This window comes from Actinomadura madurae, from assembly GCF_047130825.1.
In the GTDB taxonomy this organism is placed as follows: Bacteria; Actinomycetota; Actinomycetes; order Streptosporangiales; family Streptosporangiaceae; genus Spirillospora; species Spirillospora madurae.
This window is the reverse complement of sequence record NZ_CP083237.1, coordinates 3,827,353-3,847,806: the sequence shown is the minus strand read 5'-3', so window position 1 is coordinate 3,847,806 and position 20,454 is coordinate 3,827,353. Positions and strand designations below refer to the sequence as shown.

The 20,454-nt window shown below is 71.2% G+C and carries 20 protein-coding genes and 2 tRNA genes; 11 read left to right on the top strand and 11 right to left on the bottom strand.

The genetic code is table 11. From position 1 onward, the window contains the following. Nucleotides 1-96 precede the first annotated feature (96 nt). The 7 genes from K8Z49_RS17315 (at nucleotide 97) to K8Z49_RS17285 (ending at nucleotide 5,435) form a co-directional block, all read left to right on the top strand. Nucleotides 97-513 (top strand): hypothetical protein, encoded by a 417-nt coding sequence (locus tag K8Z49_RS17315; protein ID WP_412519714.1) that lies wholly within the window; start codon nucleotides 97-99, stop codon nucleotides 511-513. Further along, nucleotides 510-1,223 (top strand): hypothetical protein, encoded by a 714-nt coding sequence (locus K8Z49_RS17310; RefSeq protein WP_412519712.1) that lies wholly within the window; start codon nucleotides 510-512, stop codon nucleotides 1,221-1,223. The genes K8Z49_RS17315 and K8Z49_RS17310 overlap by 4 nt, the downstream gene beginning before the upstream one ends. Continuing rightward, nucleotides 1,220-1,504, top strand: coding sequence for a hypothetical protein (locus K8Z49_RS17305; RefSeq protein WP_412519710.1), 285 nt, complete (start codon nucleotides 1,220-1,222; stop codon nucleotides 1,502-1,504). Before K8Z49_RS17310 ends, K8Z49_RS17305 begins: the two co-directional genes overlap by 4 nt. Continuing rightward, nucleotides 1,492-2,442, top strand: a complete 951-nt coding sequence (locus K8Z49_RS17300; protein WP_412519708.1) for a bifunctional DNA primase/polymerase — start codon at nucleotides 1,492-1,494, stop codon at nucleotides 2,440-2,442. The genes K8Z49_RS17305 and K8Z49_RS17300 overlap by 13 nt, the downstream gene beginning before the upstream one ends. Then, nucleotides 2,439-3,620, top strand: coding sequence for a DUF3631 domain-containing protein (locus K8Z49_RS17295; protein ID WP_412519706.1), 1,182 nt, complete (start codon nucleotides 2,439-2,441; stop codon nucleotides 3,618-3,620). The genes K8Z49_RS17300 and K8Z49_RS17295 overlap by 4 nt, the downstream gene beginning before the upstream one ends. Nucleotides 3,621-3,851: 231 nt before the next feature. Next, entirely contained in the window at nucleotides 3,852-4,058 is a 207-nt protein-coding gene (locus K8Z49_RS17290; protein WP_412519704.1) for a helix-turn-helix domain-containing protein, read from the top strand. Beyond that, nucleotides 4,059-5,435, top strand: coding sequence for a tyrosine-type recombinase/integrase (locus K8Z49_RS17285; protein WP_412519703.1), 1,377 nt, complete (start codon nucleotides 4,059-4,061; stop codon nucleotides 5,433-5,435). It abuts the gene before it with no gap. A 72-nt stretch (nucleotides 5,436-5,507) separates the two neighbouring features. On the opposite strand, the gene K8Z49_RS17280 is transcribed toward K8Z49_RS17285, so the two are convergent. The 5 genes from K8Z49_RS17280 to K8Z49_RS17260 all read right to left on the bottom strand — a co-directional run bounded on the left by K8Z49_RS17280 (nucleotide 5,508) and on the right by K8Z49_RS17260 (nucleotide 7,779). Next, nucleotides 5,508-5,580, bottom strand: a tRNA-Lys gene (locus tag K8Z49_RS17280). A 73-nt stretch (nucleotides 5,581-5,653) separates the two neighbouring features. Further along, nucleotides 5,654-6,223: a response regulator transcription factor gene (locus tag K8Z49_RS17275; protein WP_021591903.1), complete on the bottom strand. Its 570-nt coding sequence runs from the start codon at nucleotides 6,221-6,223 to the stop codon at nucleotides 5,654-5,656. Nucleotides 6,224-6,349: 126 nt separating this feature from the next. Further along, nucleotides 6,350-6,425, bottom strand: a tRNA-His gene (locus tag K8Z49_RS17270). A 54-nt stretch (nucleotides 6,426-6,479) separates the two neighbouring features. Further along, nucleotides 6,480-7,076 carry an oligoribonuclease gene (gene orn / locus K8Z49_RS17265; protein WP_075023107.1) on the bottom strand — a complete coding sequence of 199 codons (597 nt, stop codon included), beginning with the start codon at nucleotides 7,074-7,076 and terminating at the stop codon, nucleotides 6,480-6,482. A 52-nt stretch (nucleotides 7,077-7,128) separates the two neighbouring features. Continuing rightward, nucleotides 7,129-7,779: a pyridoxamine 5'-phosphate oxidase family protein gene (locus tag K8Z49_RS17260; protein ID WP_075023108.1), complete on the bottom strand. Its 651-nt coding sequence runs from the start codon at nucleotides 7,777-7,779 to the stop codon at nucleotides 7,129-7,131. A 116-nt stretch (nucleotides 7,780-7,895) separates the two neighbouring features. On the opposite strand from K8Z49_RS17260, the gene K8Z49_RS17255 reads away from it, so the two are divergent. Continuing rightward, nucleotides 7,896-9,215, top strand: a complete 1,320-nt coding sequence (locus tag K8Z49_RS17255; protein ID WP_052357224.1) for a PLP-dependent aminotransferase family protein — start codon at nucleotides 7,896-7,898, stop codon at nucleotides 9,213-9,215. A gap of 45 nt (nucleotides 9,216-9,260) precedes the next feature. Here the strand turns inward: K8Z49_RS17255 and K8Z49_RS17250 are convergent, their stop codons facing one another. Next, nucleotides 9,261-9,953 carry a hypothetical protein gene (locus K8Z49_RS17250; protein ID WP_052357211.1) on the bottom strand — a complete coding sequence of 231 codons (693 nt, stop codon included), beginning with the start codon at nucleotides 9,951-9,953 and terminating at the stop codon, nucleotides 9,261-9,263. A 431-nt stretch (nucleotides 9,954-10,384) separates the two neighbouring features. On the opposite strand from K8Z49_RS17250, the gene K8Z49_RS17245 reads away from it, so the two are divergent. Then, nucleotides 10,385-11,470, top strand: a complete 1,086-nt coding sequence (locus K8Z49_RS17245; protein WP_412519700.1) for a phosphotransferase family protein — start codon at nucleotides 10,385-10,387, stop codon at nucleotides 11,468-11,470. A 52-nt stretch (nucleotides 11,471-11,522) separates the two neighbouring features. On the opposite strand, the gene K8Z49_RS17240 is transcribed toward K8Z49_RS17245, so the two are convergent. From K8Z49_RS17240 to K8Z49_RS17230, 3 genes are all read right to left on the bottom strand, one after another. Continuing rightward, nucleotides 11,523-12,992, bottom strand: a complete 1,470-nt coding sequence (locus K8Z49_RS17240) for an RNA polymerase sigma factor (RefSeq protein ID WP_075023110.1) — start codon at nucleotides 12,990-12,992, stop codon at nucleotides 11,523-11,525. A 218-nt stretch (nucleotides 12,993-13,210) separates the two neighbouring features. Continuing rightward, complete coding sequence (locus K8Z49_RS17235) at nucleotides 13,211-14,719, bottom strand: RNA polymerase sigma factor (protein ID WP_075023111.1); 1,509 nt, start codon at nucleotides 14,717-14,719, stop codon at nucleotides 13,211-13,213. A gap of 281 nt (nucleotides 14,720-15,000) precedes the next feature. Then, nucleotides 15,001-17,289: a substrate-binding domain-containing protein gene (locus tag K8Z49_RS17230; RefSeq protein ID WP_024934041.1), complete on the bottom strand. Its 2,289-nt coding sequence runs from the start codon at nucleotides 17,287-17,289 to the stop codon at nucleotides 15,001-15,003. Between the two features lie 272 nt (nucleotides 17,290-17,561). Between K8Z49_RS17230 and K8Z49_RS17225 the strand changes: the two genes are divergently transcribed. After that, entirely contained in the window at nucleotides 17,562-18,395 is an 834-nt protein-coding gene (locus K8Z49_RS17225) for a TrmH family RNA methyltransferase (RefSeq protein WP_412519697.1), read from the top strand. A gap of 113 nt (nucleotides 18,396-18,508) precedes the next feature. Next, nucleotides 18,509-18,898 carry a hypothetical protein gene (locus tag K8Z49_RS17220; RefSeq protein WP_412519695.1) on the top strand — a complete coding sequence of 130 codons (390 nt, stop codon included), beginning with the start codon at nucleotides 18,509-18,511 and terminating at the stop codon, nucleotides 18,896-18,898. A 24-nt stretch (nucleotides 18,899-18,922) separates the two neighbouring features. Here the strand turns inward: K8Z49_RS17220 and K8Z49_RS17215 are convergent, their stop codons facing one another. Then, nucleotides 18,923-19,285: a hypothetical protein gene (locus tag K8Z49_RS17215; RefSeq protein WP_412519693.1), complete on the bottom strand. Its 363-nt coding sequence runs from the start codon at nucleotides 19,283-19,285 to the stop codon at nucleotides 18,923-18,925. Between the two features lie 109 nt (nucleotides 19,286-19,394). Further along, entirely contained in the window at nucleotides 19,395-20,369 is a 975-nt protein-coding gene (locus K8Z49_RS17210) for a hypothetical protein (RefSeq protein WP_412519691.1), read from the bottom strand. Between the last annotated feature and the right edge of the window lie 85 nt (nucleotides 20,370-20,454).

Genomic DNA, 20,454 nt, shown 5'->3' with positions numbered 1-20,454 from the left:
GCCCGACGCACAAGCCACCAAGCACGCCGCCGGACCGCCCTACCCCAACCGCTCACGTGCCCCAACGAGGACCCGCGAAATGGAGGTCCATCCATCATGACGCACAACCCGTCCGAGTTCCCGCCTGTCGAGCAATGGCCGCTGCTGGCCGGACCCGACTGCCCCACCTGCCAGCGGCCCGCCGACGTGGCATGGATCGGACCCGCCACCATGGCGGACGGCGCCGAGGTCAACGTCTGGCGCTGCCGAGCCTGCCCCGCCGACTTCTCCATCCCCGCCGTCCGCTGGCCCGTCACCGACGGCCCTGACTGCCCGTACTGCCGCACCGAGGTGACGTGCTGGGCAGCGCTCGCCCCTGACGCCCTCGGCGACCTGTGGACGTGCGAGCACGGACACGAATTCGTTCTCACGCCGGATGGGACGGTCATCGTCTCCGGCAACGAGGACCTGTCGGACTGGGCACCGGTCTGGCCGCCCTCCAAGCGAGACCCCCAAGACGGGGGTGCCGCATGAGCGCCGGTCGCCGCCCGCTGGCGGGCGTTCGGATCCTGGATGCGTTCTGCTGCATCGGTGGCGCGGCCCGCGGCTACCTCGACCTGGGCGCGCACGTCACCGGGGTCGACATCGCCCCGCAACGCGACTACTGCGGGCACCGGTTCATCCAGGGCGATGCGGTGGCGTTCATCGCCGAGCAGGGGCACCGCTTCGACTTCATCCACACCTCGCCGCCGTGCCAGGGGGAGGGAGCGCCGACCAAGGGCAGCAACGCCGCCCGCAACGCCGCCGCCGGCCGCACCCACCCCCGTCTCATCGCTCCGACCCGTGCCGCGCTGAAGTTGACCGGTCGCCCGTACGTGATCGAGAACGTGGCCGGTTCCACCGTCCGCAAAGACCTGCGGTTGTGCGGGGAGATGTTCGGACTCGGTGTGATCATGCATCGCTACTTCGAGTGCGGCGGCGGCTTCACCCTCGACCAGCCAGCGCACCCACGGCACCGTGGACGCGTCCGGGGATGGCGGCACGGCGCCTACTACGACGGCCCCTATGTGGCGGCCTACGGCAACGGTGGCGGCAAGGCCACCGTTTCGGAGATGCAGCGCGCCAAGGGCATCGACTGGAGTACCGATCACCTCGGCCTACGCGAGGCGCTCCCACCCGCCTACACACGGCACCTCGGCGCCGCCCTGGCCGCCCTGCGGGCCGTGGGGGAGGTGGCCGCATGACCCGCCCGGCCAAGCCCGCCGAACCTGTGACCCGGATGACCGCGGAGTTGCGTTGCGGGAACGCGATCTACGTCCGCGGCATCGGCACCGTGCCCGTCGTCAGCGTGCTGCCACTGCCGCGCGGTCAGGCGCTCGTTGTGCTGGCGCGTGACGACCTCGCCGTGATCAGCACTCCCGCCGCCGAGTGGGAAGCGCTCTGCCCCGATGCGCCGGTGGAGTTCCTCGCCCGCGTCACCTTCTGCTCCACCTGCCGAGGGGTAGGCCGCACATGCCGACTCTGACCACCAACCCCGCCAGCCTCGCCGCCGCAGCGCTGGCGTGCGCGGCGCGCGGTTGGCATGTGTTTCCGCTGCGGTCCGGTGACAAGCAACCCCTTGCCCGGTTCACCAACTGGGAGGCCAACGCCACCACCGACCCGGCCCGGATCCGAGCCTTCTGGAGCCGCGGCCCGGCCTATAACGTCGCGGTTGCGTGCGGCCCGTCCGGGCTCGTGGTGGTCGACCTCGACATGCCCAAGCCCGGTGAGGTACCGCCGGACGAGTGGGCCATGCCGGGAGTCAACGAGGGCGCCGACGTGCTCGCCGTCCTCGCCGCCCGGCACGGCGAGGCGTTCCCGCTCGACACCTTCACCGTGACCACCCGCCGCGGTGGGATGCATCTGTACTTCACCCCGCCGCCCGGCACGGCGCTGCGCAACACTTCGGGCCGGTACCGCACCGGTCTGGGATGGCTGATCGATACCCGCGCCGCCGGTGGCTACGTCGTGGCGCCTGGCAGCCATGTGGATCTGCCGGACGGTGCCGGCGCCTACCGCATCGTCAACGAGGTGGCGCCCGCCCCGCTCCCGGCATGGCTGGCCCGCCTGCTTACCACGCCGCCAGCTTTCCCCTTGGGTGCCCCAAGCGTTGCCGGGACGGTCGCCGACCCGCCCGCCTACGTTCAAGCGGCACTCAAGGGGGAAGCGGCCCGGGTCACCGATGCGGTGACCGGTGGCCGCAACCATGCCCTCAACAAAGCCGCCTACAACCTTGGCCGCCTCGCCGGCGCCGGCGCCCTTGACGCCGACGTCGCCGGATCGGTGCTGTACGAGGCCGCCGCCGTCCACTTCTGCACCGGCCCCAACGCTTTCACACCCGCCGACGCCCGCGCCACCATCCGTTCCGCGCTCGCCGCCGGCGCCCGCAACCCGCGCACCATCACCAGGGGGAATGCCGCATGACCAACCTCGGCCCCGCCGCCCCGGACGATCAACCGGTGGACGGCGCCGCGCTGCTCGATTCGCTGCGCGCCGCCCTCACCCGGTACGTGATCCTGCCGAGTCCGCAGGCCGCCGATGCGGTCACGCTGTGGATCGCAGCCACGCACGCCCAACCCGCATGGCCGCACGCCCCGCGGTTGGTCATCCGCGCCCCGGAAAAGCGGTGCGGAAAGTCCCGGCTGCTGGACGTGGTGGAGGCGACGTGCCACGTGCCGTTCATCACCGTGAACTCGTCCCCGGCCGCGGTCTACCGGTCCATCACTGACGACCCGCCCACCCTGCTCGTTGACGAGGCCGACACTATTTTCGGTGCGAAAGCCGAGGGCAACGAGGATCTGCGCGGACTGCTGAACGCCGGACATCAGCGCAACCGACCGGCGAAGCGGTACGACGCCAACGCCAACCGAGTCGAGTCCATCCCGACTTTCGCTATGGCGGCGCTCGCTGGAATCGGCGCCATGCCCGACACCATCGAGGACCGCGCCGTCATCATCCGAATGCGCCGCCGCGCACCCGGCGAAAGCGTCGCGCCATTCCGGCATCGCCGCGACCGGCAACCGCTCCGCCAGTTGGCCGCCGACCTTGCCACGTGGCTGCGCGCCGACCTCGCCATCCTCGAATCGGCCGAACCACAAATGCCGGTAGAAGACCGTGCCGCGGACACCTGGGAACCCCTCGTGGCCGTCGCCGACCACACCGGCGGGCAATGGCCCGAACGCGCCCGAACCGCCGTTCTCGCCCTCACCGCCGAAGCTGACGACAACGGCGAGATGTCCACTCGCCTGCGGTTGCTCACCGACTGCCGTAACGCATTCGGCACCGATTCGGCGCTGCCCACCGCCGTCCTACTCGACCGGCTCAAGGCCGAACCGGAAGCGCCATGGGGCGACTACGGCCCCAACGGGCTCACCGCCATGAAACTCGGCACCATCCTGCGTGAATACGAGATCCGATCCGACACCATCCGATTCCAGACCGGGCAGGCCAAGGGCTACCGCCGCGCCGACTTCACCGACGCATGGGCGCGCTACTGCCCTGCCGACGACATCGGCGATGCCGAACCGGCGACCGTCCTCCCACTGCCGGGGGTGAGCCGTACCAGCCGTACCAGCCTCAACGCCGCAGGTCAGACCCAATGAGGCTTGCCCGCCTGGTACGGCTCAAGCCGTACCAACGCCCGCCCCCTGGTACGGCTTGAGCCGTACCGCCCATGCCAAGCCGTACCGCACCTGACCAGCAAAAACGAGGCTGGTACGGCTGGTACGGCTACCCCTCGGCCAACCACCCACCGGTGCCGGCGCACACGCCACCAAGCACGCCGCCGGCCCGCTCTATCAACCGCTCACGGCACATCCTCTGGAGAGGCCGCCATGACTCGTTCCGTGCCCACACTCGCCAAACCGCTCTACCGCGTTTCCGAAGTGGTTGAGCTACTGCCCTACAGTCGAAGCAAGCTCTACGAAATCATCAGCGCGGGACGTCTCCGCACCGTCAAGGAGGGCGGAACCCGATTCGTCACCGCGCAGGCAATCGCCGAGTATGTCGCTCTGCTTGAGCGCGAAGCAGGGGCGGCCTAAATGGGGAATCGCAAGCCGAACGGTCGCTCATCTATCCACTACAGCGAGCGTGACGGAAAGTGGCACGGTTGGGTGACCATGGGCGTAAAGGCCGATGGATCGCCCGACCGGCGTCACCGCCAGGGCAGCACCGAAACCGAGGTCACGCGAAAAGTCAGGGAACTGGAAGGGAAGCGCGACGCCGGAAAGGCAACCAAGCCCGGACATGTGCCGACCGTCGCGGTATGGATGGTGACGTGGCTGGACAAGGTCGCCGCCCGCAAGGTCGACCAGTCCACCATGGACAGCACCTATCGGCCAAAGGTGCACCGCTGGATTATCCCGCGCTTGGGTCATCACCGCTTGGACCGGCTGTTGCCGGAACACCTCGACGCCTTCTACCTGGCGCTCGCCGAGGATGCCGGACTCGCGCCGAATACCATCCTGCAAATCCACCGCATCCTGTCCCGCGCCCTCAAGGTCGCGCATCAAAGGGACCTTGTCTCCCGCAACGTGGCCACCCTCGTAGACGCCCCGCACGGTGAGGAGACGGAAACCGAAACGCTCACGGGAGAGGAAGCAAGCACGCTCTTGGCCCTCGCCGGAGGACTGCGTAACGGAACGCGGTGGTCCGTCGCGCTTTCCCTTGGCCTACGGCAGGGCGAGGCGCTCGGACTGCGCTGGAAGTACGTGGACCTGACGCGCGGCATCATCAAGGTTCATTGGCAATTGAAGTTCGTGGCGTACAAACACGGATGCGCCGACCCGCACGAGTGCGGCGCGCGGTTGCACCGGTGGCCATGCCCGCAGGACTGCCCGAAAGCCGAGCGTAAGGCCGGACGGCGCCACGTCTGCCAGGCGCGTTGTGCGTCGCGCTGTCGGCGCCATGCCAAGGGGAAATGCCCTCGGCTATGCCCGCCGGACTGCACGGCGCACGCGCGTTCCTGCCCGGAACGGACGGGAGGATGGACGTTCACGCGCCCCAAGGGGAAGCGCAAGCGGGAGGTGCCGATACCGCCTCAACTGCTGCCGCTTCTCAAGGCACACAAGGCGATGCAGGACGCCGAACGGCGCGACGCTGGCGACGCTTGGCAGGAATGGGGACTCGTCTGGAGCGGCCCGACCGGCGCCCCGATTCGAGCACGTGACGACTGGGAGGCTTGGAAGGCTCTCCTACGAGCTGGCGGAATCGAAGCGGACGCCTACCGTCTGCACGACGCGCGGCACACCGCGGGGACGCTGCTCGGCGAGCAGGGCGTGAGTATCCACGTGATTCAGCGGATCCTCGGCCATGCCCAGCTCAGCACGACGCGCCGCTACGTCCAGCCGACCGACCCTCTGACGACCGACGCCGTGAGCCGCATCGGGGGAGCGCTCTGGGGCTCTCTAGGGACCTAACTGCAACGGCAATTGCAACGGACACAAACAGGGCGTACGCCGATGATCGGTGTACGCCCTGGTAGTCGTGGGTGCGCCGTCAGGGACTTGAACCCCGAACCCGCGGATTAAGAGTCCGCTGCTCTGCCAATTGAGCTAACGGCGCCTGTCGGTGTGGGCCCTGTGGGCCTTGCGACAGGAAGAACAGTATCAGGAGCGGCGGACCAGTGCGAACCGGTTCAGTCGCGGGCGGGGAGGACGCTCATCATGCCGCGCCAGAGGGCGATGGCGGTGGCGCGGGAGCTGACGCCGAGCTTGCCGTAGATGCGGTTGACGTGGTTCTTCACGGTCTTCTCGCTGAGGAAGAGCTGGCGGGCGATCTCGCCGTTGGAGCGGCCGGTGGCGATGAGGTCCATGACCTCGGCCTCGCGCGCGGACAGGCCGAGGCTGGTGCGGGACGCGGCGCGGACGCCGCGGATGAGGTCGCGGGCGGTGAAGGAGCCGGGGACGAGGTGGCCGCAGGCGCCGGCGCGCAGGGCGGCGTCGACGGCGTGCTGGTCGTCGGTGGCGAGGACGAACACGCGGGACGCGGTGCTGAGGGGGGAGGTGTGGTCGGCGGCGGCCGCGTCCAGCAGGACGATGTCGGGGCGCAGGCGTTCGGCGAGGTCGAGGGCCGTGGCGGGGTCGTGGGTGTCGGCGACGACCTGGAGTTCGTCGCTGGCGTCCAGCAGGGAGATCACGTCGGCTCGGACCCGGGGGTCCCCGTCCACCACGAGTATGCGGAGCGGGGCCGTCTCGTCGACACTCATCCGTCGCCCTTGGCGTGTCGGTGACATCTCTAGGGTGGGAGCATAACGGGACGATCTTCGAGAGTCGATCGGCCGCGCCGAGGGGACGGCGAAGGCCCCGGCCTTGAATGACCGGGGCCTCGCGTCTGGGGTGAGTGAGGGGACTTGAACCCCCGACATCTTGGACCACAACCAAGTGCTCTGCCAGCTGAGCTACACCCACCGTGGCCGGGATCGCGCCCGGCTCCCAGTAGTGTAGCGGCTCCCCGGGGGTGGGTCAGCCGGAGGCGACCTTGGCGGCGATGGCGCGGGCGGTGTCGGAGTCGGGGCCGGGCTGCTGGACGAAGACGGCGGCGCGGTAGTAGCGCAGTTCCTGGATGCTCTCGGTGATGTCGGCGAGGGCGCGGTGGCCGCCCTTCTTCTCGGGGCTGGCGAAGTAGACCCGGGGGTACCAGCGCCGGGCGAGCTCCTTGATGGAGGAGACGTCCACCATGCGGTAGTGGAGGTGGGCGTCGAGGGCCGGCATGTCGCGGGCGAGGAAGGAGCGGTCGGTGGCGATGGAGTTGCCGCAGAGGGGGGCCTTCTTGGCGTCCTTGACGTGCTTCTTGATGTAGTCGAGGACGACGTCCTCGGCCTCGCCGAGGGTGATGCCGCCGGGGAGGGCCTCCAGGAGGCCGGACGTGGTGTGCATGTCCCGGACGACCTTGGTCATCTGCGTGACCGACTCGGGCGGGGGCTTGATCACGACGTCGACGCCCTCGTCCAGAATGTTGAGCTCGCTGTCGGTGACCAGTGCGGCTATCTCGATGAGCGCGTCGTTGCGCAGGTCGAGTCCCGTCATCTCGCAGTCGATCCAGACCAGCCGCTCGTTCATGGACTCACCCTACGGCCATGACCGACCGCACGGGGCATCGCGGGCGATCGATTTAGGAGGTCACACGGCGGGCGATATGCCCCGGGACGGGGATGCCGGGACGGAGGAGGGGGTCCGGGGCGGGTGTGCCGAAGGTCTGGTGGACGGGGAGGACCCCGGCCCAGACGTCGAGGTCGTAGTCGGGTTCGTCATCGCTGGGTGGTCCCTGCCGTACCTTGACGGACGCCTCGTCCAGGGGAAGGGCCAGTACGGAGACGCCTGCGAGTTCCTTGCGGGTGGGCCGGCGAGCCGCGTCCCACTGGCCGGGGGCCATCTGCTCGGTGATGACGCGGAGGCTGTGCAGCTTCTCGTCGGTGTCGGAGACCAGGCGGGGCGTCCCGTAGATGAGGGCGCTGCGGTAGTTGATGGAGTGGTGGAACAGGGACCTGGCCAGGACGATCCCGTCCAGATGGGTGACGGTGATGCAGATTTCCTGGGACGGTCCGGCTCTGAGGCTGCTCGCTCCGGACGAGCCGTGTATGTAGAGGGTGTCGTCCTGACGGCCGTAGCCGGTGGGGATGACGCGTGGTGAGCCGTTCACGATGAGGCCGAGGTGGCAGATCATGCCGTCGTCGAGGATCTCGTAGAGGACGGAACGGTCGGTGCTGGAGCGCTCGGGGTATCGGCCCAGGCGTGTGCGGGCGGTGGAGGAGAGTGGGTTCATGCCCGTTTACGCTAGGAGGGGAGTGGCCTGGTGGGTATGGCCACTCGACGCGTATAGGCGGGGACCACTTGTCGATCGATCTGCCCCTGTCCGTGGAGAGGGACGGTAAGGAGCCGATGAGCGCGCAGCTCGTCGGTCAGTTGCGTGCCGCGATGGGGGAGGGACGTCTGGCCGCCGGGGAGCGGCTTCCGTCCAGTAGGGCGCTGGCAAATCTCCTTGGTGTCAGCCGGACGGTCGTGACCGAGGCCTATGAGCAGTTGTACGCCGAGGGCTGGCTAGAGGGACGGCATGGTTCCGGCACGTACGTCACAGAGGGAGTGGCGGCCGCACCTGTTCCGGCGCCCCAGAGGGTGAAGACGAAGCCGCTCCGCAGGATGGCGGCCGCACATGAGATAGATCTGAGACCTGGAACGGCGTGGATCGGGGCGCTGGACACGCCCGCATGGCGCAGGGCATGGCGGCTGGCGGCGGGGATGCCGCCGCAGCAGCGTCAGGAGGGGCACGGGCTGCCCGGCCTGCGGGAGGCGCTCGCCGACTACATCAGGCGTAGTCGCGGCGTGACCTGCCCTCTGGACGGCCTTCTCGTGACGCGGGGAGCGACGAACGGGCTCGATCTCCTGGCGGCGACCGTGCTCCGGCCGGGCGATCGCGTGGGCGTCGAGGAGCCCGGCTATGGCAAGGCCCGGACGGTCCTCATGGGGCGTGGCGCCGAGCTCGTCCCCTGCCCCGTCGACGAGCACGGCCTCATCGTCGACGGCCTGCCCGATGACCTGCGCATCGTCTATACGACGCCGTCGCACCAGTTCCCGATGGGCGGTGTCCTGCCCGTGCCGCGCCGGCAGGCCCTGCTGGCGTGGGCGAGGCGCAACGGGGCGCTGATCGCCGAGGACGACTACGACGGCGAGTTCCGCTACGACGTCGCGCCCCTGCCCGCGCTGTACGGGCTGGATCCGGACGTGGTGATCTATCTGGGCACCTCGGCCAAGATCCTCACGGCGGACATGGGCGTGGGCTGGCTCGTCGGACGCCCCGACCTGGTCGCCGAGGTGGCGCTGCGGCGGGAGGAGCTGAACGACCGGACCGCCGTGGTGCCCCAGGACGCGCTGAGGCTCCTCCTGGAACGCGGCGATCTGGACCGGTACATCCGCCGGATGCGCGGGGAGTACGCGCGCCGCCGCGAGGTCGTGGTGCGGGCGCTCGACGGCCTGTCCCTGCGCGGCGACACGGCGGGCCTTCACCTGGTCGTGGACGTGCCGGGGCCGGTGGCCGGGCGGGCCGCGGACGAGGCGGCCGAGCGCGGCGTCCTGGTCGAGACGCTCGACCGCCACCACATGGGTCCGGTGCGCGCGTCGGGCCTGGTGATCGGGTACGGCGCCGCCGCTTCCCTCACCGAGCTGCGCAAGGGGTGCGAGGTCGTCCGGGACCTCGTCGGGTAGCGCGAAAGGGCCGACGCGCCCTGGGGCCCATCGGCTGCGAGCCGGTCAGTTGGCGGACGGTCCCACGGGCACCGGCTCGGAGGCCGGGCGCAGCGGTGCGGGGCGTCCCGGGGGCGGGGGGTCGTTCTGCGGGGGGCGGACGGTGTCGGGCGTGCGCGGACGGGGCGGCAGCAGGCGGGGTCCGGCCGCGGTGCCCGGGACGCGGGGCTTCGGGATGGCGGCGAGCGGCGTGTCGGGCCCGGTGATGCGCCGGATGTCGATGCCGCCGGGATCAGGGCGGTCGAGCACCGGGACCTGGGACGCGCCGTAGTGCCCGCCGCGCGCCCAGTCCCTGCGGTTCCGGTGCGCGTGGTACGACTGGGGCGAGGGGAGCGGCGGGCCGGCCGGCCAGCGGCGCGCGACGCCCCACGCGTCCAGCCAGGCGACGATCGCGTCGATGCCGGTGAGCAGCGATCCGGTGAACGGCGACCGGGACTGGCCGATCACCATGAGCTGCGCGCAGACGCGCCCTTCCCGGCCGATCCGCCCGCCGAGCAGCCGGGCCGCGCGGGTTATCGGGAGGAGCTGGACGATCTCGCCGGTGCCGGGATGCCACACCAGGTGCGCCGCCCGGTCCTCCTTGAGGAGGTCGGCGGCCACCGAGCGCGCGGAGACGGTGTGCGGGTCGTACTCGCCGGCGCACCATACGGCGCGGGGAGCACCCCCTCTCAACGCTCCACCGTCATGTCGTGCCGGCATGCGGCCGGCTCCCGGCAGCCATGCGTCTGCCACGGTGCGTCCCCCCCAATCGGGCGGTCTGACCCCGAGTGGTCTAGTCCTCTTCTCTTAGCCCAGCGGGACTCTTAAGTCCAGCCTGCCGTCTCATGGGCCGGATGACGGCTAAGGACATCCGTGCCGGGTAGAGCCCAGTTTGCTCGGGTGTCGGTGCAAATGGGTACCCCGCGTGTCCGAGCATTCCACCTTGTGTCACCTTTTTCCTCCGGGTGTCCCCGGGAATCCGACTCCGGTGTCCGCCGGTCGGCGGTGTCCGCGCAGGTCAGCCGCCATGCTGAAGGTCCGGTGAAGCCCGGCTGCAAGTCGGCCGGAAGTGGCCGGGGTGGCGTCGCTCACGGCGCGGGTACCCCGGTGGGGTTCACAGCCCAGACCGAGCCGCGTTCTAATAGGACGTCATGACCGTTGACGCAGAACTTCCGGCCGGGGTGCCCGGTATCGACGTCCCCCGGCTGGCGGCCTGGCTGGCCCGCGAGCTGCCCGGATCGGGACGGATCACCGCGATCGACCTGATCGCGGGCGGGCGTTCGAACCTCACCTACGGCATCACGCTGGACGGCGGCCGCCGTGTCGTGCTGCGCAGGCCGCCGCTCGGGCACGTCCAGCCGACGGCCCATGACATGGGACGCGAGTACCGGGTGCTCAGCGCCCTCGGCCACGGGACGGCGGTGCCGGTGCCGAAGACGCTGGCGTTCTGCGACGACGAGGACGTCATCGGCGCCCGCTTCTACCTCATGGACTTCGTCGAGGGACGCGTCCTGCGCGCCCGCGAGGACGCCGGGGACATGACCCCCGAGCAGGCGCGCGGCCTCAGCGAGGCGCTGGCCGGGGCGCTCGCCGCGATCCACACGGTCGACGTGGAGGCGGTCGGGCTGGAGGACTTCGGCCGTCCGAGCGGCTACATGGAGCGCCAGCTCAGGCGCTGGGGCAAGCAGTGGGACGGCTCGCAGGAGGCCATCGGGGCGACCGGCACGAGCCGCGACCTGCCCGAGTACGACCGGCTCGTCGCGCGGCTCGCCGAGCGGATGCCGGCCGACTCCCCGGCGCGGCTCGTCCACGGCGACTTCCGGCTCGACAACGCCCTGGCCCGGCTGGAGCCGCGCCCGGAGATCGCCGCCGTCGTCGACTGGGAGATGTCGACGCTGGGCGACCCGCTGTCCGACCTCGGGCTGACGCTCGTCTACTGGGCCGAGGCCGCCGACGAGCGGGAGCTCCCGGTCGGCGCCACGATCACCTCGGCGCCCGGCTTCTTCACGCGCCGCGAGTTCGCCGGCCGGTACGCCGCGCTGACCGGCTTCGACCTCGCGGACATCGACTTCTACGTCGCGTTCGCGTGCTTCAAGCTCGCGGTGATCCTGGAGGGCATCCACGCCCGCTACCTGCAGAACGCCACCGTCGGGGAGGGGTTCGACCAGATCGGCGCCGGGGTCCCGCACCTGCTGGAGCGCGCACACGCGACCCTCGACGCCGGTTTCCTCCGGTAGGCGGCCCGGACCTGCCCCGCGGGCGCGCGCAGATCACGCGGCGCGCACCCGCTCAGCACGTATAGGTGACCGACACGGAGCGGCCCGAGACCGACACGGTGCCGGTCTGCTGGCCCAGGCAGAAGCCGGACGTGCGCGACACGCGCACACCGCTGCTCTCTCCCGCGTCGAGATGCCCGGAGCCGCCGGCCCGCACGGGGCCGGACGTCCCGGTCACGCGCCAGTTCACCGGACCGCCGACCGCGGTGACCCGGACGGTGCAGGAGTTCCCCCGCCCCATGTCGCAGCCGCTCACCGACAGGTCTCCCGGCGTCGGCGGCTTCGGCGCCTCGGTCGAGGGCGGGGCCGGCGGCTTGCTGGACGGCGTCTTCGACGGGCTCTTGGACGGCGACGGCGACTTCGACGGCGACTCCGACTCGCTCGGGGACGGCGACGACACCGTGGGGGACGGGTCTCCCGGCGTCGGCTCGGGCGCGCCCGAGTCACCGGGCGAGCCGCCGCCGGGGGACGCCGGGCCGGTCGCGGAGGCGTTCGTCCCGCCGTTCCCGCCGCCCAGCCAGGCCATCGCGCCGCCGAACAGCACCAGGACGCCGACGCCCACGGCGACGGCGGCGAGCACGGGGCCGCGGCGGCGGGGCGCCCGGTCGCGGGCGCGGGGCGCGGTCTGCTGGTAGGGCAGGGGCCAGCCGTACTCGTCGAACGGCTCGGTCCACGCGGCGATGGCGCGGCGGTTCCCGGCGCGGTCCTCGGCGGTCGCGGCGGTCAGCACGTCCAGCCGCAGCTCGGCGGGGATCGCCGCGATCGGCAGCACCGACAGCAGCCGGTCCGGCGGCAGCGGCGGCGTCTCGCGGGCGCCGCAGACCGGGCAGCTCGCCACGTGCCGGACGAGCGAGGCCGACGTCTGCGGGGACAGCGGCCACGACTCGGTCAGCGCGGAGACGCTGGGGCAGTCCTTCCAGTGGTTCTGCGCGATGAGGGACGCGTGCAGCGCGGCGGCGAGGTCCTCGCGGGCCTTCTCCACCAGCGCGAGGGTCTCCTCCAGCGGCATGCCGAAGACGCCGGACAGGTCCACCTCGTCCAGCTCGTGGCGGACCGAGAGGTCGATCGCCTCGCGCTGCCGCCCGTTGAGCGCGGCGAGCGCGCTGTGCGCGAGCAGCCGGCGCTCCTCGCGGCGGGCGAGCTGCTCGGGGGTGAGCTCGTCGTCGGCCTCCGGGGCCTCCTGCCCGGTGTGCCGGTTGGGGCTGTCGCGGCGCCGCATGCACTCCTTGCGGGCGATGGCGTACAGCCAGCCGCGCAGCCGGTCCGGCTCGGTGAGCCGGTCCACGTGCTCGCGGGCGGCGATCACGACGTTCCGCAGCGCGCCGGCCGCCTCGACGCGGTCGCGCAGCAGGCCGTGGCAGTAGTCGTACAGGAACGGCGCGTAGGTGTCGTACACCTCGGTCAGTGCGATGACGTCCCCGGCTCGCAGCGAGTCCGCCAGCCTGACGTCATCGTTCTGCCGGGGCCCTGGCTCACCGGCCAAGGGAACCCTCCCAGTCGATGGTCTTCGATGTGCTAGATCGTGCCCCCGGTGAGCCCCGACACCTGGCCGGCCGACTCTGGTTGCCTGATCTTGCCACCAAGTCGCTGGAATTTCTCCCCTTTGGGCCGATTTTAGTGACCGGGGCGGTACTCGCTGTGGCCGAATCGCCTTGTGGAACGGTACTTGCGAGTAGGAATGTGATCTAGATCACGTTTGCGTCAGTCGCCGCCCGGACCGTCGCCCGGGGGCTCCTCGTCGCACGACAGCGTGACCGAGCCCGTGCCGCCGGGGGAGAAGCTGACCGTCCCCGATCCACCGGGCGGCGTGCACGTGCCGGAGACACGGACGGAGGTGCTCTGCCCGCTGCGGAGCGTGCCGCCGCCGCCGGCGCTGAGGCCGCCGGATGTGCCCGTGACGGACCAGGTGACCGTCCCGCCCACGGCGCGCACCGGGAGATTGCAGCTGCCCCGTCCGGGACCGCTGATCGTGCAGCCGCCCACCGACAGCCTGCCGGTCCTCGGCGCGCTGCTGGTCGCGGACGGCCTGGACGTGCGCGTCGGCGTGCGCGTCCGGGTCGGCGTCGGGGTCGGGCTGGTCGTGGTGGGCGTGGGCGTCGGCGTCTCCGACTCGGTCGGCGACGGGCTGTCCGACGGGCTCTCGGAGTCGCCCGGGGAGGACGGGGAGGCCGCCGAGCCCGGCGCCCCGCCCGAGGGTCCCTTGGCGGCCGTCGGCTCGCCCGACGAGCCGGACATCACGTAGAAGGCCCCGGCCACGATCACGATGACGGCCACGGCGGCGGCCAGCGCCGCCAGGAGCCCGCGCGGGGGGCGCCGCCCGGAGGGGTCCCGCGCGTCCGCGCGGTCGAGGCCGTGCGGCCAGCCCCAGGCGTCGAACGGTTCGGCCCCGTGCGCGATCGCGGCGAGGTCGGCCGCCAGCGCGGGGTCGGTGGCGGTCGCCATGACGAGCCCGCGCAGGTCGGTCGGCATCATCGCGACCGGCAGCACCTGCAGGAGCCGCGCCGCGGACACGGTCCGGTCGCGCCGCGGACCGCAGATGCCGCACGTCTGGATGTGGTGGACGAGCCGCCGCAGCACGGGCGGCGGCAGCGGCCCGGTGCCGTCGCCGGCGATCGCGGCGATCTCCGGGCAGTCGTCGCGCCCCGCGCGGGCGAGGTAGCCGGCGGCGAGCGCGTCGTCCAGGCGGGCGTGCGCCTGGCCGGTCAGGTCGGTGGCCTCCTGGGCGTCCATGCCGAGGACGCCGCCGACCTCGCCCGCGTCCAGGCCGTGCCGCAGCATGAGGTCCAGCGCCTCGCGCTCGCGCCCGCGCAGCCCGGCCAGGGCGCCGTGGACGAGCCGCCGGGCCTCCTGCCGCCGGGCCTGCTCCGCCTCGTCCAGGAAGCCGTCCTCGACCTCGGGCGCCTCGTGGCGCTCGGCGGGACGGTCCGGGTCGCGCAGCCGCCGCATGCACTCGTTGCGGACGAGCGCGTAGAGCCAGCCGCGGAACCGGTCGGGCTCGCGCAGGACGGACACGTGCGCGTAAGCGGCGATGAGCGCGTCGTGGAGCGCGCCGGCCGCCAGGTCCTGGTCGCGCAGCAGCGCGTGGCAGTAGTCGTACAGGCGGGCCGCGTAGCGGTCCATGACCTGGATGAGGGCGCCTGGGTCGCCCGCCGCCAGCGACCGGGCCAGGCGCTCATCGTCGGCGCGATCGAGACTGGGCCAACCGGACACGAGGTCCTCCCGCGGGCTGTTCGGAATCCTCGTCCGCACCATCGGGGACGGGCTGAGAAGAGCTGAGAGGGGAGCGGTGTTCTCTCCCGGCGGCCCCGGTCCTCCGGACCGGCCGCCTTCCCTGTCACGGGCCAGGGAGGAAGGTGAGTCGGAGGCCCGACGGCCCCGCTCCCCGTCGGGCCTCCACATAGAAAGACGATCGGGTCCCGCACCCGGTTGACACCGAACGCAGGGAAAATTCCAGAACTACCCGGCGCGTCCGGAAGATCACCGGCAGGTGATCACTGGATGCGGCGGGACAGCATCTTCAGGAAGATCTTGGAGATCTCCTGCGGCGTCTGCGCGACCTGGACGTTGCCGTTCGTCGCCGCGGCGATCTGCTCCAGCTCGTTCTTGTCGACCCCCTTGCCGAAACCGATCATGTTGACCTGGATCGGCTTGTTCGGGTCCTGCATCTCCTTCAGCTGCTTCAGCGTCTCCTCCAGCGTCGGGCCGCCGTCGTCGTCGTTCTTGCCGTCCGTGAGCAGCAGGATCGAGTTGCCGAACTCCGGCTTGTAGGTCTCGTTCATCTTCTTGTAGGCGGCCAGCATCGTCCGGTACAGGCCGGTGTCGCCGTTCGGCTTCGGCTTCATCTGGTTCAGCGTCGACAGGACGAGCCCGCGCCGCGTGTTCGACCCGATCCGGTCGCCGAGCGCGCCGATCGGGACCGTCTCCTTGTAGGGGATGCCGCCGTTCATGTTCGTCGAGAACAGCCACTGCCCGAGCTCGGTGTCGTTGGACATCATGCTGAGCCCGCCCTGCGACACCTGCGCGATCGCCTGGAGCCGGTTGGTGTTCGGCCCGACCTTCTCGGCCATCGACCCGGACACGTCGATCAGCGTCAGCATGCGCAGGCCGAGCGACAGCTTCGACCACGCCTGCATGACCTTCGCGACGTCGGCGCTCTTCGGCATGGGCAGCTGCCGCGGCCGGGCCGGGCTGACCCCGGCGGCCGGGGTGAACCCGGAGGGCGCCTTGCCGTCCGGCGTCCGGAACCCGGCGTCGAGGACGTCCTTGCGGGTGGCCTCGGTGCCCATCGCCTTCTCCAGCAGGCGGGCGCCCTTCTGCTTGGCGCCGTCCTTGCTGGTCACGGTGAACGGGTAGTCCATCGACAGCGTGCCCTCGATCGGGTACAGCGCCACCGCGGGCTCGGCCGGCTTGGTCCGGTTGTAGGCGTAGAGGGCCTGCTCGGACGACAGCGAGATCGGCTGCTTGCCGCTGCGGTCCTTGCGGAAGCGCTGGAACTCCGCCGACACGTTGGGGACGGTGCTCTCGCGGACGGTCCGGACGATGCCGGTGAAGATCGAGTCGCGGTTGGGGTCGTTCGCCAGCAGCATGCTCGTGACCATCAGCGAGCCCATGCCCGCGGCGTTCTTCATCGGGTCGGGCGCGAGGAGCCGCACCGAGCCCGCCGGGATCATCTGGTTCTTGGTCACCGCGCCGCCCGCGACGCCGCCGGCGGCCTTCAGCAGGTTGTCCCAGGACGGGCTGGCGGTGACGCCCTGCTTCTTCAGCTGCACCGCGAGCGACTGGGGCAGCCCGACGACGATCGGGCTCTGCGCCACGGACGTCTTGGTGGAGACGACGCCGCCCTGCCCGCCCTTCTCGTCACTGGCCTGGGCCAGGGACGTCCACAGGGACGAGTCCGGGATCCACACGTCCGGCCGGTCGTTCGCCACGGCCTGCCCGGACAGCAGCGTCGTCACCGACGCCGGCTCGACCTTCTTCACCGTCGCCTTGACGCACTTGCCGTCGACCTTCTCCTTGGAGTCGTTGAAGCGCCCGGCGGCCTTCTCCACGACCGGCGCGATGTCGGGCGCCGCCGCGACCGACAGGTTCAGCGCGTCGTCGCCGGAGCAGCCGCCCCCGCTCTCGGCGAACGCGTAGACGCCGACGCCGAGCAGCACCGCGAGGCCGACGGCCCCGGCCATCGGCCCGATCAGCGCGGTCGCGTTGCGCTTGCGCTTGCGGCGCCCGTACTCGTAGCCGCCGGAGCCGCTGCCGTACCCGCCGGAGCCGCCGCCGTAGCCGCCCGAGTCACCGGACCCGCCGCCGTAGCCGCCGGATCCGCCGGAGTCGCCCGGCCCTCCGGAGCCGCCGAAGAAACCCGCCCGGCCGCCGTCCGACCTGCTGATGGCGTCGTACTCGCTGTACCCGGTCCCGGCCAGCGGCGAGGACTCGGGGGGCGGTCCCTGCGGCGAGGAGGCCCCGGGCTCCCGCCCGTAGCCGCCGGACCGCCCGGTCCCGTACCCGCCCGTCTCGGACGGGCCGGACCGCCCGCCGTACACCGGCTGCTCCGACGACTGCCGGGGCGTGAACCACTCCGGCGTCTCGCCCGAGGCCCCCGGCGCCATGCCGGGCGGCGCGCCCTGCGGACCCGCCTGCGGCTGGGCGAGCGGCTGCCCCTGCCCGTCGCGCGTCCCGAACCAGTCGGACGACCCGTCGTTGGCCGGGCCGAAGACGGGCGTGGACGGGTCGTATCCGCCGTCGCCCATCCCCTCGGGGATGTCATTGCGATGACGTCCGCTCATGGCCTGACCTCGATTCACCAGAAACCCGCCGATGTTCCACGGCACTGTAGTAGTACGAACCAGAGGTTACAAAGAACTCAAAACTGATAATGACGCAGGTCATGAGCGTATGTCTTGAAGATCCCGGCATTGCCCTCGACCGTCACAACCAGCGATCACAGCGGTACACCCCGGCGTTGACTGTGGACGGCCCGGGTGGAAAAGACCTCCGGGCGGCCAGATCCGGCCGCCGCTTCGCTGAACCATCCCCTGCCCGGCGGCACACTTGGGGGATGGCCCGCCTGATTCCCGTCCCCGACCCCGCGGACCCGCGCCTCGCGGACTACGTCCGGCTCCGCGACGTGAACCTGCGCAAGAGCCTGGAGGCCGAGCACGGGCTCTTCGTCGCCGAGGGCGAGAAGGTGATCCGCCGGGCCGTCGCCGCCGGCCACCCCGTCCGCTCCCTGCTGATGGCCCGCCGCTGGGCCGAACCGCTCGCCGACGTCCTGGACGGCCTGGACGCACCCGCCTACATCGTCGACGACGCCACCATGGAGTCCCTCACCGGCTTCCAGGTCCACCGAGGCGCCCTCGCGTCCTTGGAACGCCTCCCGCTGCCGCCCCTCGAAGCCGTTCTGGCCGGCGCCCGCCGCATCCTCGTCCTGGAGGACCTGGTGGATCACGCGAACGTCGGCTCCATATACAGGTGCGCCGCCGCGCTGGGCATCGACGCGATCGTCCTGTCCCCCCGCTGCGCGGATCCCCTGTACCGGCGGTCGGTGAAGGTCTCCATGGGCGCGGTCTTCGCGATCCCCTACATGCGCTTGGCCAACTGGCACGACGGCCTCGGCAAGGTGCGCGCCGCCGGCTTCACCCTGCTGGCTCTGACGCCCGACCAGGCGGCCAGGCCCATAGACGAGGCGTCCACGGGCGACCGTGTCGGCCTCATGCTCGGCTCGGAGGGGGACGGCCTCTCCTCGCACTGGCTCGACGAGGCGGACGAGCCGGTGTGCATCCCGATGAGCCCGGACGCGATGTCCGCCGGCGTCGACTCCCTCAACGTCACCGCGGCCGCCGCCATCGCCTGTCATTCCCTCATGCACAAGAGCGCGTCCGGGAAACGGTGAGGTAACACGCCTCTTCTTATCGTGCCGGCAACGGCAGCTCCCGTCGAAGTCCCGTCCTGGATTCGAGATCCGGCCGGCCGGGATATCGACTCCGATAGGCAGGGGAATCGCAAATGGGTAAGTTCGCTTATGTGGTCAGGGCGTCCGCGGCCGCCATTCTTGTTTCGATTCCTCTTGCGGGGGTCGCGGATGCTGGACAGGACGCCCGTGCCCAGACCGCGGCGGCCGGCCGGTACCCCAAGGGCGCCGGGAGCATGGAGTTCAAGGCTCACGGAGAGCACTTCATCCTCACCGACAGTTCCCCGGACGGCGCCGGGGTCCATGTGGAGGCCGTGGCCGGTAACCAGATCCTCCCGGACATGGTGAACACGCGAGGCGCGGGCACCTCGAAGGATTTCAACTATTCGTTGCCGGAGGGCGCCGTCGTTACCTACAGGGTGTGTCTCATCGACAACGGAAACGTCCTCGTAAATACGTGCACCGCGGGGCAGGCCGTCGCCTGAGCACAGAGCCCGCCGGCCAGGAGCTCAGCCGGTCGGTTCCGCCCCGAACGTCGGGCGGCCCGGCGTCGGCTGCGGGCACGGCGCACGGAAGCAGTAGATGGTCCCGCCGGGCTTCCTCTGCGGTGACGGCGTGGGGCTGGTCGTCGGCTGCGGGCACGGAGCCTGGACGCAGTAGATGGTGGGCGGCAGCTCCTTCGACGGACGGGTGGCGGGCGCGTCGTCGTCCTCGCAGCCGCCGTCCTGCACGAGCCGGCAGGTCGCGGCCCCGATCGATCCGCTGATCCGCTCGCCGATCCCGCTCACCAGGGTGGCCACGACCGTGGCTCCCACGCAGATGACGGCGACATAGGCGACGGCGCCCTCACCCCTGTCCCGGCGCTCGTTCATGACCGCTTCTCCCCGCTCGCATGCGTCCCGACCATCGAATACCAGCGGCCGGAGAAACGCATGAGCCCGGAGTCCCAAAAGGCGATGGGGCGGCGGACCCGGGCCGGGCCTACCTGCCGAACATGCCGTGGCGGGGACGGCGGTGCGTGCCCTTCGTGCGCCTGGGCGCCCCCGCCGGCTGGCGGCGACGTCCGAGCCGCACCTGCGTCAGCAGCAGCGAGAACGCGACCAGCAGCGCCGCCAGCCACGCGATCTGCGTGCTGGCCATCCGCTCGAACGTCAGGTCCTGCGCGACGGGCGCCTTGTTGCCCTGCAGGCGGCTCTGCGGCGTCCCCGACCCGGGAGCCGGGCTCGGCGCGACGGACGGGCTGGGCGCCTGGATCGGCGGCAGCGCCACCTGCGGGTTCCGCGCGTCGAACGACGAGTTCGGCGACGGCCCCGCATAACCGCCCGACCCCGACCCCGACCCACTGGACCCGCTGGAGCCACCGGACCCGCTGCCACCACCCGACGACGTCCCGGAGGACGACGAGGAACTGGCGGACGGCGACGGCGACTTCGTCGGCTTCTTGGTCGGCTTCTTCGTCGGACTCTTCGTGGGCGTCTTCGTCGGCGTGGGCGACTTCGTGGGCACGACGTAGGTGAGACTGATGGGCTCGGCGGAAGCGGGGTCCACGTCGGCGGCGTCAACGGTGACGCTGATCGTGAACTTGATGGTGCTCTCCGGTCCCTTCTCAGGCACCGTCACCACCGACCCGACGGAGTCGGACTCACCCTCAGCGATGTCACCCAGGTCGCAACCGGCCGTCGCGGCGAACGGATCCCTGCACGTTCCCGAGATCGTCGTGCCCTCAAGGGCGGGCGCGATCCTCGTGACCTTGACGTCCGTCAGGTTGCCGTCCACGGCGCTGACGGTGGTCGTGACAGTCACCGACTGCCCAGGAGCCACGGTGGTGTCACTCGCTTTGACGCTCACCGCGAGCTTGCCCACAGCCGGGGTGCCCGGGTCGGAGGGGGTGGGCGAGTCGTCGGCGATGGCGGATGCGCCGCCGGCGGCGAGGATGGCCGCCGTGCCGAGCCCCACAAAGACCGGTTTTACCGCCGATCGGCAGATCACTGCCGCCGCACCTCCGTCGCGTCGCCGTTGAGCGCCCGTTTCACTACCCGAG